At 66.1% G+C, this 15,462-nt stretch carries 8 protein-coding genes; 2 read left to right on the forward strand and 6 right to left on the reverse strand.

All coding sequences use genetic code 11. The features are described from left to right. Window positions 1-17 precede the first annotated feature (17 nt). Together J2R99_RS04380 and J2R99_RS04385 are read right to left on the reverse strand one after the other, a co-directional pair. Window positions 18-1,451 (reverse strand): MFS transporter, encoded by a 1,434-nt coding sequence (locus J2R99_RS04380; RefSeq protein ID WP_307153257.1) that lies wholly within the window; start codon window positions 1,449-1,451, stop codon window positions 18-20. Window positions 1,452-1,986: 535 nt separating this feature from the next. After that, entirely contained in the window at window positions 1,987-4,734 is a 2,748-nt protein-coding gene (locus J2R99_RS04385; protein ID WP_307153259.1) for a cation-transporting P-type ATPase, read from the reverse strand. Window positions 4,735-5,030: 296 nt separating this feature from the next. Between J2R99_RS04385 and J2R99_RS04390 the strand changes: the two genes are divergently transcribed. Then, window positions 5,031-5,846: a GGDEF domain-containing protein gene (locus tag J2R99_RS04390; protein ID WP_307153261.1), complete on the forward strand. Its 816-nt coding sequence runs from the start codon at window positions 5,031-5,033 to the stop codon at window positions 5,844-5,846. 6 nt (window positions 5,847-5,852) lie between these two features. Here the strand turns inward: J2R99_RS04390 and J2R99_RS04395 are convergent, their stop codons facing one another. The 3 genes from J2R99_RS04395 to J2R99_RS04405 form a co-directional block, all read right to left on the reverse strand. Continuing rightward, window positions 5,853-7,679 carry an SLC13 family permease gene (locus tag J2R99_RS04395; protein ID WP_307153262.1) on the reverse strand — a complete coding sequence of 609 codons (1,827 nt, stop codon included), beginning with the start codon at window positions 7,677-7,679 and terminating at the stop codon, window positions 5,853-5,855. A 123-nt stretch (window positions 7,680-7,802) separates the two neighbouring features. Further along, a complete protein-coding gene (locus J2R99_RS04400) occupies window positions 7,803-8,522 on the reverse strand; it encodes a spermidine synthase (RefSeq protein ID WP_307153263.1) in 720 nt (239 codons plus the stop codon). A 100-nt stretch (window positions 8,523-8,622) separates the two neighbouring features. Next, entirely contained in the window at window positions 8,623-9,606 is a 984-nt protein-coding gene (locus tag J2R99_RS04405) for a PadR family transcriptional regulator (protein WP_307153264.1), read from the reverse strand. A gap of 133 nt (window positions 9,607-9,739) precedes the next feature. Between J2R99_RS04405 and J2R99_RS04410 the strand changes: the two genes are divergently transcribed. Continuing rightward, the gene (locus J2R99_RS04410) at window positions 9,740-13,456 is read left to right on the forward strand and encodes an autotransporter domain-containing protein (protein WP_307153265.1); all 3,717 of its coding nucleotides are present in this window, start codon (window positions 9,740-9,742) and stop codon (window positions 13,454-13,456) included. Window positions 13,457-13,527: 71 nt separating this feature from the next. On the opposite strand, the gene J2R99_RS04415 is transcribed toward J2R99_RS04410, so the two are convergent. After that, entirely contained in the window at window positions 13,528-15,315 is a 1,788-nt protein-coding gene (locus J2R99_RS04415; RefSeq protein ID WP_307153266.1) for a sensor domain-containing phosphodiesterase, read from the reverse strand. Window positions 15,316-15,462: the final 147 nt, after the last annotated feature.

Raw genomic sequence — 15,462 nt, forward strand, 5'->3', positions numbered from 1 at the left:
CTCAAAAAACGATCGGACTAACGATCCTTTTCGGGCGGCGCGTTCTCGTCGTCGTCCACGTATTCCGGCCCGTAATCTTCCTTGTGCTGCAGGTTTTCCGGCGCCGGCTCCTCGACCTCCGGGGCCGGCTCGTCGCCATCCGAGGCCGCCTGATCGGTTTCCGACGCGCCCTCGCCGTTGCCCGATTTGGTCTCGGCGCCTTCCTCCTCGTCGCTCTCCGAGGCTGCCTCGGTGTACCATTCATAGGCCGCCTCGACGGCGACGGTCGACGAGTTCGGCAGCACGCTGACATAGGCGGAATCATCGCCGGCCGGGGCCGGACGCTGCGACATGCGCCAGCCGGTATGGACCGCGATGATCGCAAAGAGCACCGCCAGGATGACCCAGAAGAATTGCGGGCCGGCGAGATCCATCGCCTGACCGGTCATCAGCGGGCCTGCGACCGCGCCGACCCCATAGATGAAAACCATGCCGCTCGCGGCTGCCGGCATATCTTCATGGTCGAGGTAATCGTTCGTGTAGGCGATCAGGAGCGAGTAGAGCGGGCTTGCCATACCGCCCATGACGAGGCCGGCCGCCAGAAGCGCGATCAGGTTTCCCGACAGCGTGAAGGCGACGCCACAGGTCACCGCGCCGACGGTCGAAAGCGTCAGGATCAAGACCCTCCGGTCCATGAAATCCGACATCCGACCGACCGGAAACTGAAACAGGAAGGAGCCGGTGAAGAGGGCGGCGACGAGCGCCGAGATCTCGCGCACATCGAGCCCGATCTTGGCGCCGTAGACAGGAGACATGCCCATCTGCGCCGCCAGCACGCCACCGAGCACCAGCGTGCCCACCGCCGCCGTCGGCGAGCGGTCGTAGAGCTGGCGCAGCGACATCGCCTTGGGCGATTGCACCGCCGGAATCGGCACGGCCGACAGGAGCACCGGCGTGAAGGCGAGCGAGACGAGGATCGACGCCCAGACGAACAGGGAGAAGCCCGCCGCATCGCCGAAATTCAAAAGCCCCTGCCCTGCCACCATGCCGAGCATCTGCGCCACCATATAGGACGACAACAGCATGCCGCGCGTCTCGTTGGTGGCGCGGTCGTTGAGCCAGCTTTCCGACGTCACATAGATGCCCGACAGGCAGAAGCCGAGCATCAGGCGCAGGATCGTCCACGACCACGGATCGGTCAGAAGCGGAAAGGCGATGAGCCCGGCCGACATCAAGGAGCCGAGCGCTGCGAAGACGCGCACATGGCCGACTTTGCGGATCATCTCCGGCGTCCAGCGCGAGCCGACCAGAAAGCCCAGGAAATAGCCCGACGTGACGAGCGACAGCTCGAACGTCGAAAACCCCTCGATATCGCCGCGCACACCCATCAGCGTCGACTGCATGCCGTTGCCGACCATGATCAGGAAGACACCGAAGAGAAGCGCCCAGACGCTCGTGACGAGCTGAAACATATTTTCCCCCGATGCCTGAATGCATTTCGGTCGCCGATGTCGCGGCGCTCACTTTCACCGCGATCACTTTCACCGTGATCACCGTCGCCACGCTCACGTTCAGCGCGATCACGTTGACCACGATCACGGCCCCCCGCCTTCACCCCGCCCCGAGGTCTCCGGCCGGCTTTTCAGCCCAGCCTTCGCCCCAAGTCGTCGCTCGGCGGCTCGCTCGCACGCCGCGCAGGCGTGTCGACCAGGAACCTAGATTTCGCGGATTTTTGCGATGTCCAGCAAAACGACGATGACAGCGGCCAGAACAACCCCGTCCTGAAGACTCAAGACAGGCTCAACCGGACCAAAACGCCGCCCGCGCAGACACCGCCGCCCCCATGCCCGAGACGCTCTCTGCAAGCTTGCCGGAAAGCGACACGCGGATGGCTCGGGTACGGCACGGGGAGAGAACGCGCCGTCAAGCGATCCCGGCGTTGAGAGAAATATCTCACTCCCACAAAGCCGCGGCGATCCACCAGTCAGTCGCTAGATTTCGCTCCCCTCACCCCCTCCACCTCCGCATCACCCCCTTCTCCACCTCCAACACCGCAAACAGCACCACACCCACCCCGAGGATCATCGCACCTTCAGCCACCGAAAGCGGGCGGCTTGCGAAAATGAACTGCGCCGGCGGGGCGTAGGTGAAGAGAAGCTGCGCCGCGACCTGGATCGCCACGCCGATCAAGACGGCGCGCGTGCCCATCAGGCCGCGCCAGGTGAGCGAGGGGCCGCCGATATAGCGGATGGAAAAGAGATAGGCGATTTCCATCACCACCATGGTGTTGACGACGATGGTGCGCGCCGTCTCCACGCTCTCGCCGCGCCAGAGCGCGAGATTGAACATGCCGAACAGCCCAACGACGAAGAGCCCCGAGACGAAGACGATCCGCCACAACAGGAAGGGCGAGACGAGCGGCTCGTCCGGCTTTCGCGGCGGCCTTGCCATGGTGCCGGGCTCCGTCGGCTCGAAGGCGAGCGTCAGCCCGAGGGTGACGGCCGTCACCATGTTGATCCAGATGATCTGGGCGGGCGTCACCGGCAGCGTCAGGCCGAACAGCATGGCGCCAATGATCGCCGCCGCCTCGCCGCCATTCGTCGGCAGCGTCCAGGCGACGACCTTTTTCAGATTGTCGTAGACGGTGCGCCCCTCGCGCACGGCGGCGACGATCGAGACGAAATTGTCATCGGCGAGCACCATGTCGGCCGCCTCCTTGGCGGCCTCCGTGCCCTTTTTCCCCATCGCGACACCGACATCGGCCCGCTTCAGGGCCGGCGCGTCGTTCACCCCGTCGCCGGTCATGGCGACGACCGCGCCTTGCGCCTGCAGCGCCTCCACGATGCGCAGCTTGTGGGCGGGGCTTGCGCGCGCGAACACGTCGGTCGCGGCGATCCGGGCGGGAAAGTCCGCCTCGCCGATCTGATCGAGCTCGGGTCCGGTCAAGACGGCGACGTCGCCGCTCAAGCCGAGCCTGCGACCGATCGCACCGGCGGTCGCGGCATGGTCGCCGGTGATCATCTTCACGGCGATGCCGGCGCGCTTGCAATCGGCGACGGCCTCGCGGGCCTCCTCGCGCGGCGGATCGATGAGCCCGACGAGCCCGATGAGGCTCAGCCCTTCTTCCACATCGGCCGGCGCCAACACGTCGACGCTGTCGCCCACCACTTTGGCCGCGAATGCGAGAACCCGGCGCCCGTCCGCCGCCAGCATCTCCACATGGCTTTGCCATTTCGCCCGGTCGAGCGGCACTTCGCCGTCCGCGTCGACCTGGCGGTCGCACATCTGAAGCACGCATTCGGGCGCGCCCTTCACATAGACGATGCGGGCGTCATCCTCCTGGTGCAGCGTCGCCATGAACTGGGTGGTGGAATCGAAGGGCAGCTCGTCGCGCCGCTCAAAGGCGCCGCGCGTCGTCTCCCAGTGCCAGCCGGCACGCGCGGCAAAGGTGACGAGCGCCCCCTCCATCGGGTCGCCCTCAACGACCCAGCCGTCCTCCGTCTGGCGCAGGCTCGCATCGTTGCAGAGAAGCGCGGCGCGGGCGAGAAGCCCGAGCGCGAAATGCGCCTCCGTGTCGACCGGCTCGCCGTTTCTGATGGGCTCTCCTTCCGGGGCATAGCCCGAACCCACGATCTCGATCTCGCCATCGGCCAGGATCGCGGAGGAGACGATCATCTCGTTGCGCGTCAGGGTGCCGGTCTTATCGGAGCAGATGACGGAGACGGAGCCCAGCGTCTCGATCGCCGGCAGGCGGCGGATGATGGCGTTGCGGCGCGCCATACGTTCCACGCCGATGGCGAGCGTGATCGTCATCACCGCTGGCAGGCCTTCCGGGATCGCGGCCACCGCAAGCCCGATCACCGCCATGAAGGCCTCTTCCCAGGGATATCCGGTGAGGAAAATTCCCCACAGGAAGACGAGTATCGCAGCGCCCAGAATGACGAAGGTGAGCTGGCGCGCAAAAATGTCCATCTGGCGCAGAAGTGGCGTCGTCAGCTGTTCCACCGAGGACAGAAGCTGCGTGATATGGCCGAGCTCCGTCGCCTCGCCGGTGGCGACGACCACGCCCGCGCCCTGGCCGTTGACGGCAAGCGTGCCGAAAAACGCCATCGAGGTGCGGTCGCCGATCGACGCATCCGCCGGAACCTCGCCCGGCGCCTTGTCGGCGGGCACGGATTCGCCGGTAAACGCCGCCTCCTCGATCCGAAGCCCGCGGGCGCGAAAGAGCCGGAGATCGGCGGGCACACGGTCGCCCGCCTCCAGAAGCACGACATCGCCGGGCACCAGCTCTTCGACCGGCACGGTGAGGCGCCGCCCGTCGCGCAGGACGGAAGCATGCGGGCTCACCATGCCGCGGATCGCCTCGAGCGCCTTTTCCGCCCGTCCCTCCTGGATGAAGCCGACGACGGCGTTGATGACGACGACGGCGAGGATCAAGGACATGTCGATCCATTCCGCCAGAAGCGCGGTCACCACCGCCGCCGCCAGGAGAACGAAAATCAGAAGGTTGTTGAACTGGGCGAGGAAACGCAGAAGCGGTCCGCGCGGCTTCGCGACGGGCAGGCGGTTTTCCCCGAAGCGGGCAAGCCGGTCGGCCGCCTCCGCCGCACTCAGCCCGTCTCGGCTTGCGCCAAGCGCGTCGAACACCGTCTCGAGCGGAGCCGCATGGACGGCGACATCGGCTCGCGCCTCCGCAGCTCGATCAGGCCTCAGAGCCGCCTTGTCCGATCCCTCGCCTCGGCTACCCAACGCCATCGCATCCTCCAGCCCACCAGTCTTCCGGCGCTTCCGTTTCAGGAGGTTTTCTGCGGGCGCGAGAACGCAAGAACACGGTCACGCACCGCGTCATCCTTGAAGTGGCGTCGGCCGCATGGCTGGTCAAAGCCTGACTGGCGATATGTCGCGCCCATCCAATCCCCGCGCATTTCGCCGTCCGCTGCCACAAGTTGCGAGTTGCGCCAGCAAACAGTTACAAATTTTGCGATCTCGCCAAAGACCTGTTCAGGAATAGGGACTAGTTTCCGCGGCGGAACGGAAGGTTCGGCGCACCCATGCTTTCAGAAGTTTCTCCGCGGGGACGTATGCAGATCCTGCGCTGGACGACGCTCGGCACGCTTTTCTGCGTCGTTTTCGCCGTGGCCTTCAATTTCGTGCTGTTTCGCGATCTCGGTGAGCCGGCGCTGACGCGCGCGTTGTTCAGCTCCGCCGTCGTGGCGTCCATCCTCGCCACCCCGTCCTTCTTCTATCTGTCGCTGAAACTTCGCCAGCTCGCCAAGACCAATCATCGCCTCAACACCATCGCCTCGCTCGACGGGCTCACCGGCTGTCTCACGCGGCGCGCCTTCTCTACCCTCGTCGACGACTGGCTGCATGGCGGCGATGTTCCTGACGAAACGAAGGGCGACCTGGCGTGCAAGCGGCCGGGGACCCTTCTCGTGATCGACGCCGACCGCTTCAAGAGCATCAACGACCGCTTCGGCCATCAATGCGGGGACGAGGCCTTGTGCGTCATCGCGGCGGCGATCCGCTCCAGCATGCGCATTGACGACCTTGTGGGCCGGCTCGGCGGCGAAGAATTCGGCGTCTTTCTGCCCGGCACGGTCGATCCCAGCGAAATCGCCGAACGCATCCGCCGCAAGGTGGAAACCGCTTCTTTTTCTCCGCAGGAATGCCCGCACCAGCTCACCGTCAGCATCGGCGGTGCGAGCATCTCGGCCGGCGGCACCTTCAACCACCTCTACCGTCTCGCCGATGAACGCCTCTACGAGGCAAAGCGCGGCGGGCGCAATCGCATCGCCGTCGGGCCTGTGTCGAACACGGTCCCTCCGCTCAGGCTCGTCAGCCAAAATCTCGCTTCGGCGAGCTGATCTCTCTCAGAACGGCAAAAGCCAGGGAACGAGCGTCACCGTGGCGACGAGCGAGATGGCCGCAAAGGGCACGCCGACACGCACGAAATCCATGAAGGTGTAGTCACCCGGACCGATGACGAGCGTGTTCACCGGCGAAGAGACCGGCGTCATGAAGGCGGACGAGGCCGCAAGCGCCACCGTCATCGCAAAGGGATAGGGCGAGGCATGAAGCTCGGCGGCGACGGCCACGGCGACCGGCGCCATCAGAACCGCCGTCGCGGTGTTGGAAATGAACAGCGAAAACGCCGCCGTCACGATGAAGATGCCGACGAGAACGGCGCGCGGCCCCGCCTCGCCGACGACCGACAAAAGCGCATCGGCAGCGAGATCGACGCCCCCCGTCTTCTGCAAGGCGAGCGAAAAAGGCAGCATGCCGACGATGAGGACGAGGCTCTGCCAATGGATCGAGCGGTAGGCGCTCGTCATATCGACACAGCCGAAAAGCCCCATGACGAGGCAGGCGATCAACGCCGCCTGCACGTTCGGCACCACGCCTGACACCATCAGCCCGACGAGAAGCGCAAGGGCTGCGAGCGCATAGGGCGCGCGCCCCGGCGCCGGCAGCGCGTCATCGAGTTCGGCCGGCAGATTGAGGACGATTGTGTCGCTTGCCTCCGCCTGCAACGCTCGGATCGCCCGCCACGGCCCGAAGACGAGAAGCGTGTCGCCGAGCTTCAGGGGCTCGTCGAGGATCGAGGTCGTCACCGCCTTGCGCCCACGCTTCAGGCCGACGACGGCAAGGTCGGTCTCGGAGCGGAAGCGCGCCTCCACGACGGTGCGACCGATCAGGCTCGATTCCACCGGCACCATCATTTCCGCCATGCCGATTTCCTGCGAGCGATCGGTGAAATAGGCGCCGGAGAGGGGCAGCCGGGCGAGACCGAAACGCTGGCAGATATCGGCGATGTCGATCGTCGGCACAAAGACATCGAGAAAGAGAATGTCGCCTTCGTGCAGCTGCGTCTGCGCCAGCGGGCGGATGAGATGGCGGGCAAAGCCGCGACCGCGCTCGATCGCGATGACGTTGACGCCCGAGGTGGAGCGCAGGTTGAGATCCTTCAGGCGGTGGCCGATGAGCGACGAGCCCGGCTCGATGCGCAACCGCCCCTCGCGCTCGGCAAGCCCGTATTCCTCGACCCAGTCGGAGAGATGCGGGCGCACGGCCCCACCCGCCTTCTTCGCCTTGCCGGGCAGGAGACGGCGGGCAAAAAGCATGTAGACGATCGCGAGAACGAGAAGCGGCACGCCGAAGGGCGTGATGGCGAAGAAGCCGAAGCCTTCGTAGCCCTGCCGCAACAGCTCCGAATGGACGATGAGGTTCGGCGGCGTCGCCACGAGGGTCATCATGCCGCTGATGAGACCGGCGACGCTCAAGGGCATCATCAGACGTCCGGGCGCGAGGTCGGCAGAACGGGCGACGCGCAAGACGACCGGGATGAAGAGCGCCACGACGCCGGTCGAGCTCATCACCGAACCGACCAGCGCCACCGTCACCATCAACAAGACGATGAGGCGGGCCTCATTGCCGCCGGCGCGTGCCACGATGCGCTCGCCGAGCCTTTGGGCGATGCCGGTGCGCACCAGGCCCTCGCCGATGATGAAGAGCGCCGCGATCAACACGACATTGGGATCGGACAGGCCCGACAGCGCCTCAGAAACGGTGAGCACGCCCGTGAAGGGAAGCGCCACCATCATGATCACGGCCACCGCATCCATGCGCGGGCGGTTGGCGACGAACATCACGATCGCGGCGCCGAGAAGCGCCAGAACGAGGGCAAGGTCGGTCGTCATAATCGGGTCAGAGGGGCTGATACGGCAAAAGGACGGGGTGCATTCCCCCGCCATAGCGGATTCTCAGCCGTCCGTCGCCCGCCCCAGGCGACGCGGGCGTCAGGAGACACGGGTGTCAGGCGTTCAGCGTCGTGTCCGCCGCCGCGGCGCCGGTTGCGCCGCCTGATCGCCGGAACTGCGCGTCGCAAGCCAGATGACATGGCGGGCGCCGGCGCCGTTGGAGCGGGCCCGCACCTTCTGTTCGGCAACGGCAAAACCCGACTGGCGCAGCCTGTCGGCAAAGGCGCGATCGGGGGCGGCCGACCAGATCGCGAGCACGCCTCCGGCCGTCAGCGCCCGGCGTGCCGCCCCGAGCCCGCGCCAGGCATAGAGCGTCTCGTTGTCTTCCGCGACGAGACCGTCCGGCCCATTGTCGACATCGAGCAGGATCGCATCATAGGTGCCGTTCGCATCGGCGATCAGCCGAGCGACATCCTCCTCCACGATGGTGACGCGCGGATCGGAAAGGCTCGTGCCGTAAAGCTCCGCCAGCGGCCCGCCGGCCCAGGCGACCACGGCCGGCACGAGTTCTGCAACGGTGACGCGCGCCTCCGGCGGAAGATCGGCAAGTGCTGCACGCAGGGTAAACCCCATGCCGAGACCGCCGATCAGAATATGCGGGCGCTTGCGGTTGGAAATGCGCGCACAGGCGAGATGCGCCAGCGCCTCTTCGGAGCCGCTCTGGCGAGAGTTCATCAGTTCGGCGCGGCCGACCATGATGGCGAAGTCGCCGCCGCGCTGCATGAGACGCATTTCGCCGCCTGCCGGCAACGGCGCCGTATCGAGCTTGAGCCAGGGGAGCAAGGGAGACCTCTGGGATGGGGGGAAGCTCGCCCTTGCACCATTTGGCGGCAAGAGGAAAGGCGGGGCAGCCATGCCGCTGCGGCATGGCTGCCCCGCAGGATCAGCTTTGCTCGACGGCGCGTGCCGCTTCGTCGAGAATTGCGGCGATCGCCTGGGCTTCCTCCTTCGACAGCGCACCCCGCTCGCGGCGGAGCGACAGCGCCATTTTGAGGTTCTCGAAAGCCCGCAGCACCTCCGGCGCGGAGCGCGAGGGTTGTGCCGCGGCCACTTTTTCCATGCGCGCGAAGATCGCGTTCACCAGCGTCTCATGCGCCTCGAGATAGGTGCGCCCTTCGTCGGTGATCGCATAGAGCTTGCGGCCGTCGCGCTCCTCGATCGAGGCATGCCCCATCTCCTCCAGCATGTTGAGGTTCGGATAGATGACGCCCGGGCTCGGCACATAGGCGCCGGCGAGCTTTTCCTCGATCGCCTTGATGAGGTCGTAGCCGTGGCGCGGCTCGTCGCGGATCAGCGTCAGGATGACGAGGCGCAGATCGCCCTGGTCGAAGATGCGTCCGCCGCGCCCGCGTCTGCCGCCATGGCTTCCATGCCCGCCGCCGAAGCCGCCATCCGGACCACCCCGGGGGTCGCCGCCAAAGCCGCCTCCAAAGCCGCCACGGAGACCACCCCGCGGGCCGCCACCAAAACCGCCGCGGGGACCGCCCCGGGGCGCTCCATGAAGCGCATCACGAGGCCCGCCATGGGGACCGTCATGGCCATGCCCATGCCCATGGCCGCCGCGTCCAAACTCGTGCCCGAAGGGATGACCATGGCGACCATGCCGCCCGCCTTCAGCCTCCCAATCGCCGAAGTCTTGGCGATCGTCCGGCCTGCGGGCATCGCCGCGGCCAGCTCCTCTCGCCCTGCGCTCAGGCCCGAAACCGTCGCAGCCTTTGGCCTCGTCGTCGCACATGTCCCGTTCGAAAGTCTCGTCCTCAAAATACGCGCGGCCCGGATCGCCGCATGCATCGTGCCGGTGACGGCGACCGCCGCCGAAACGATGATGTCCGCGCTCCGCGCCCGGATGGTTGTGATGATGACGCATGTCATTCTCCGATGCATTTCGATATGTCGTCGACTTAGATATATCTAAATGCATCGGACGCAAGAGGGCGTCGCACAAAATTCTCTCCGGCCGAGAGCGGATTGGTAACCAATGCGTGGCACAAGAGCGGCAAATGCGTATCAGTTTGTTGCGTTCTGCATTTTCGGGCGTGGGAGTCGGCCTTCTGGCCGCAGGTTTTGGATTCCCCTCGCCGGGCCTTGCCGGCGACACCGCCTGGCAGGCGACAGCAAGCGACACCTGGCTCGATCCCCGAAACTGGACCTCCGGCACGCCCTCCCGCGACGATGCGGCCGTCATCGATGCCGCGCCCGCCGTGCGTCTCGAAGGTGAGGATGCAGAGGCTGGGTCGCTCGCCGTCGGCGCTTCGGCCAGCGGCACGATCCGGATTCTGAGCCGTCTTGCGACGCAAACCGCCACCATCGGCGCAGCAAGCGGAGCGGAGGGCCATGCCACCGTCATCGGCGACCGCGCCAGCTGGCAGAATGCCGGGACCCTTGTCGTCGGCGACGAGGGCCAGGGCACACTCAGCGTCGAAGGCGGCGCCTCTCTCGTCACCTCCTCGCTCTCGCTCGGCGAAGCGTCTGGCGGCGGCGGAAAACTCATCATCACCGGCCAGTCTCTCGCCACGGTCGCCACAGCCCTCATCGTCGGCAAAGCCGGCATCGGCGAGCTTGAGCTTTCTTCCGGCCGGCTCACAGCCGACAGCGCCCTTCTCGGCGATTTCGCCGGCTCTGAAGGCGTCGCGATCGTCTCCGGCAATCGCGCCACCTGGACCGTCGCGCACAGCCTCACCGTCGGTGGCGCCGGGTCCGGTCGCCTCGACATCGTCGCAGGCGGCGAGGTCGCAAGCGCTTCAGGCACGATCGGCGACCAGGCCGGCGGAACTGGCCACGTCAGACTCGACGGGCGCGGCTCGTCCTGGACCGTCATCGATGGCATTGCCGTCGGCACACGCGGCTCGGGGCTTCTCTCCGTCTCGGGCTCCGCATCGGTCGCCTCGGGCTCAGGTATGGTTGGGGCGGAGGCCGGCGCTGACGGCAAAGTCGTGATCAACGGATCGGACAGCCGCTGGACGACGGGCGCTCTCACTGTCGGCGGCAAAGGCGCGGGCGACATCGAGGTCGCGGCCGGCGGAACGCTCACGAGCGGCGACAGCACGCTCGGCGCCGAAGCCGGCTCAGACGGCTACGTCACGGTTTCCGGCGAAGGCTCGTCTTGGACGACGAAGGCGCTTGCGATCGGCGGCAACGCTGACGCGCGATCGGCAGGCGGCGCGGGATCGACAGGCGGCAGGGGCACCCTCGACGTCACCGCCGGCGGTTCGGTCACAAGCGACAGCGCCGCACTCGGCGCGGCGCAGGGCGCAACCGGGACCGCCAGCCTCGAAGGCTCCGGCTCGTCCTGGACGGTGATCGACGGAATTTCCATCGGCACGCGCGGCTCCGGCCTTCTCGCCATCGACAGCGGCGCAAGCGTCACTGCGGCCGAAACGATCGTCGGGGCAGAAACGGGCAGCGAGGGCGCCGTCCGTATCACGGGCGCGGGCTCCTCGCTCGAGGCCGGCCAGGACCTCGTCATCGGTGACGGCGGCAGCGGCGACGCCAAAATCGCGGCGGGCGGCGAAGCCAGCGCCATCCGCATCGTCATCGGCAGAAAGGCCGGCTCGTCCGGCACGACGACGATCGAGGGCAACGGCTCAGACCTCGTAAGTTCAAGCGACATCACCATCGGCGAGGCGGGATCCGGCAACCTCGCCGTATCGCGCGGCGGACACGCCGCAGGCCAGGAGATCGTGCTCGGTAGGGCCGCCGGCGCATCCGGGGCCGCCAGCGTCACCGGCAACGGCTCCCACCTCGCCTCTTCCGACACGATCACCGTTGGAGATGACGGCACCGGCACACTGCACGTCTCCGGCGGCGGCCGGGTCACGGCCGCAAATGTCGTCGTCGCCCGCCAGAAAGGCTCCACCGGCACGGTGATTGTCGGCGCCGAAGACACCCCGGTCTCCGCCGGCCGTCTCGGAGCCAAAACGATCGCTTTCGGGGAGGGCACCGGCACGCTCCTCCTCAACCATTCCGATCCAGATTACAGGCTCGACACGGCTCTTACCGGCAATGGCGCGGTCAAAGTCCTCTCCGGCACGACGATCCTGACCGGGGATTCCTCCGATTTCACCGGCACGACAGAGATCCGCAACGCGCGCCTGCTCGTGGGCGCCGAGAGCGGCAGCGATGCGGCCCTCGCCGGCGCGCTTCAGGTCGGCGACAACGGTCTTCTCGGCGGCACCGGCAGCGTCGGCACGACCCGTATCGGCGCGGGCGGCACGCTCTCGCCAGGTGCTTTCGGGATCGGCACCTTGTCGGTCGACGGCGATCTCACCCTCTCCTCCGGCTCGACCTATTCGGCCGAACTCGGCACTGACGGATCGAGCGACCGCGTCGATGTCACCGGCAAGGCCGTGATCGAGGGCGGCAGCCTCGCTTTGACCGGCACGCGCGGGCCCGGACATTACACGCTCCTGACGGCGAGCGAGGGCGTCACCGGCCGCTTCGACACTCTCCTTGCGACGAGCCGGCTCTTTCTCGATCTCGCTCTCGATTACGAAAGCGGTGCCCTGTCGCTTGCCGTCACGCGCAATGGGCTCGCCTTTCAGGATGCCGCCATCAGCGCCGATCAGCGAGCCGTCGCCGCGGCGGCCGAAAGCCTCGGCGCCGGCAATGCGCTCTACGACGCCCTCCTGCTTTCGCCGGATACCGTGGTTGCGGCCGGCGCCTACACCGCTCTGTCCGGACAGGTGCATGGCGAGGCGCGCCGCGCCGTCGTGCAGCAGGGCCGTTTCCTGCGCGATGCCGTCGGAGAGCGCCTGCGGACGACGTTGCGTGATGATCCACCCTCGCGGTTTTCACCGCTTGCCTATACGGGCGACGATCTTCTGGAGCCCCCGGCCATCGAGGCGCTCTCCTATGCCGCCGGCCAAAAGACCGGCCATGAGCCGGACGCGACCCAGCGCAACATTTGGGCCAGGGCCTTTGGCAGCTGGGGGGCTTTTTCCGCAGAGACCGGAAGGCCGGGTTATTCGATCAAGGAAGGCGGGTTCGTCGCCGGCCTCGACAATATGGTCGGCTCGGCCTGGCGCCTCGGCACCGCCGTCGTCCTCGGGCGCGCCTCCCTCGACGGACGCGATGGCGCGGACGCCGTCGTCGACAGCTATGGCGCGGCCCTTTACGGCGGCCGCCACATCGGCGCTTTCGGCCTGACGGGCGGAGCCGCCTATAGCTTCAACCATATCGAGACGAAGCGCGACGTCGTCATCGGCGAATTCGCCGAACGCGAGCGCGCCGATTACTGGAACCGGACAGGCCAGGTCTTCGGCGAGCTGAGCTACGAAACCTCGCTCGCCGCCCTTGCCATCGAGCCTTTTGCCGGCCTCGCCTTCATGCATGTCGAGGGCGCGGATATCTCGGAGACGGGGCAGATAGCAGGGCTTGCCGGAGATTTCGAAAGCCAGAACCTCCTCTTCTCCACGCTCGGCCTGCGCGCATCGAGCCTCTTCACGCTTCCCGGCGGTCGGCTCGCCCTTGTTGCCGGACATGTCGGCTGGCGCCATGCGGAGGGCGACCTTTCCCCCGCCTCGACGCTCCGCTTCGCGGCGGGCGGTCCGAGCTTTTCCACGCAAGCCTCGCCGGTTGCCGCCGACGCGGCGCTTCTCGGCGCGTCCCTCTCCGTCGCGATCGCCGAAATGACGATGCTGTCGTTTTCCTATGACGGCGAGTTCGCCGGCAAAGGCCACAGCCACGATTTCAACGGCAGCTTTTCGATGCGGTTTTAAAGAGGCACACTTCTGACGGGCGGTTCTGATGCGACAACCCGACCAGGACGCCCGAGGCATCTGTGCAGCCCTCAGGCGGCACATCCCTCCAGCCGCTCCGCCGCGTGCCCCTTGAGCCAATCGGCGAAAGCCTCCGGCGGCAACGGGCGGGCGAAAAGATAGCCCTGACCTTCATGGCAGCCCGCCTCGATCAGGAAATCGGCGACCTCCTGCGTCTCCACGCCTTCCGCCACCACCCGGTAGCCGAGGGCGTTGGCCATATGAATGAGACTTTGCACCAGGGTTGAGCCCCGGCTTCCCGGCTCCAGGTCGCGAATGAACGTCTGGTCGATCTTGATGATGTCGGCCGGAAAATCATGCAGATAGGAGAAGGTCGAATAACCGGTACCGAAATCGTCGATGGCGCAGACGACGCCGAGCTCGCGGATGTCGGTCAAGTTCTTCACCACGCGGCGGCGGTTGGAGATGAAGGTGCTTTCGGTGAACTCGATCTCCAGGCACGAGGACGGCACGCCGTTCTCGGCGAGCACGCCTGCAAGGCGAAGACCAAACTCCTCCTCTTCCAGATTGGCGGCGGAAACGTTGATGGACACGCGCAGATCGTAGCCCTCGTCACGCCAGGCGCGCAGCTGGGCGATGGCCTGGCGCTTCACCCAGGAGGTGAGCGGACGCATGAGATCCGTCTGCTCGGCCAACGGAATGAATTCGGCCGGGGATACCGGCCCGTATTCGGGATGCTCCCAGCGCAGCAGCGCCTCGGCGCCGTAACAACGGCCGGTCTTCAGATCGATGCGCGGCTGGTAGACGAGCGACAGCTGCCCGTCGCCACCCATCTCCAGAAGCTCGCGCAAAGCGGCGATCAGGGCATAGCGGCGCTTGTGCTCTTCGTCGGTCGCGGCCGAATAAATACCGACGACCCGGTCGCTCTCGCGGGCATCTTGAGCGGCATGATGGGCGGCGCGCAGAACGTCGGGGGCCTTGGCCTTGCCGAGGATAAAGGGGGCGATGCCGCAGGCCATGTGGCTCAGGCTGGCCGCACCCTTGCCACGACTGAAATCGGCAAGGATGTTGAGCCGCTTGATGAGCTCGCTCTCGACCCTTTCTTCGTCGGCGTCGTCGATCACGGCGATAAGCTGAGCTGCGCCCACATGATAGACCGTATGCCCATCGGCCTTCAGATTGCGCACGGCATCGACGGACAGACGCATCAGATCGTCGAGATAAGTCGGCCCGAGAACCCGCAGGGCCTGAACGATCTGGTTGGGCGGCGCGAGATCGAGAAGGATCGCCAGACGCCGCTCGCCGGCGAAATCGCGCTCCATGTCCTCCAGATTCTCAGTGAATTGCTGACGATTGGGCAGGCCGCTCACCGGATCGATGCGGCCGAAAGCATGCTGCAGCTCGATCTGCGTCATGACCATGGCCGCGAGGTCGCGCAGCACCTTCCGGTCACCCTCCGCGATCTCGCGGGGAACCGTGTCGAGGATACACATGGAGCCGAGCGTAAACCCATCTTCGGTCATGAGCGGGGCGCCGGCATAAAAGCGCACGCCATTCTCCACGAGCACACTCTGATTGAAGCGCGGATCCTTGCTGATATCGGAGACGACGAGCATCTCACCCGAGCGCGTCACCTCGGCGCAAGGGGCATGCTCGCGAGGAATTTGAGGGCCGCAACCGACCCGCGATTTGAACCATTGCCGATCGACGTCGGTGAGAGAAACCGCCGAAATCGGCGTCTCGAAAAATTCCGCGGCAAGGCGGGTGATGCGATCGAAGTTTTCGCTCGGCGCCGTATCCAAAAGATTGAGCTCGCGGAGCACGCGCAGGCGCTCCTCTTCTTTTTCGTCGGCAGCCATATCGATATGTTATTCCACCTTCTGACCAATTACGGATTTAAGAAATCAAAGACTTCAGAAGCGTTTCGGCAATTCGCCGGCGCTTTTCTCTACCGTCGCTTTCGGGAACGTCCGACTAATGGAATAGTTCATAGCCAGCTTCACATT

It is taken from the genome of Rhodopseudomonas julia, from assembly GCF_030813515.1.
Classification (GTDB): domain Bacteria; phylum Pseudomonadota; class Alphaproteobacteria; order Rhizobiales; family Afifellaceae; genus Afifella; species Afifella julia.

Bases quoted from the DNA above. Each gene is read 5' to 3' on its own strand.
- J2R99_RS04380 (WP_307153257.1), bottom strand. From the start codon at position 1,451: ATGTTTCAGCTCGTCACGAGCGTCTGGGCGCTTCTCTTCGGTGTCTTC.
- J2R99_RS04385 (WP_307153259.1), bottom strand. From the start codon at position 4,734: ATGGCGTTGGGTAGCCGAGGCGAGGGATCGGACAAGGCGGCTCTGAGG.
- J2R99_RS04390 (WP_307153261.1), top strand. From the start codon at position 5,031: ATGCTTTCAGAAGTTTCTCCGCGGGGACGTATGCAGATCCTGCGCTGG.
- J2R99_RS04395 (WP_307153262.1), bottom strand. From the start codon at position 7,679: ATGACGACCGACCTTGCCCTCGTTCTGGCGCTTCTCGGCGCCGCGATC.
- J2R99_RS04405 (WP_307153264.1), bottom strand. From the start codon at position 9,606: ATGCGTCATCATCACAACCATCCGGGCGCGGAGCGCGGACATCATCGT.
- J2R99_RS04410 (WP_307153265.1), top strand. From the start codon at position 9,740: ATGCGTATCAGTTTGTTGCGTTCTGCATTTTCGGGCGTGGGAGTCGGC.
- J2R99_RS04415 (WP_307153266.1), bottom strand. From the start codon at position 15,315: ATGGCTGCCGACGAAAAAGAAGAGGAGCGCCTGCGCGTGCTCCGCGAG.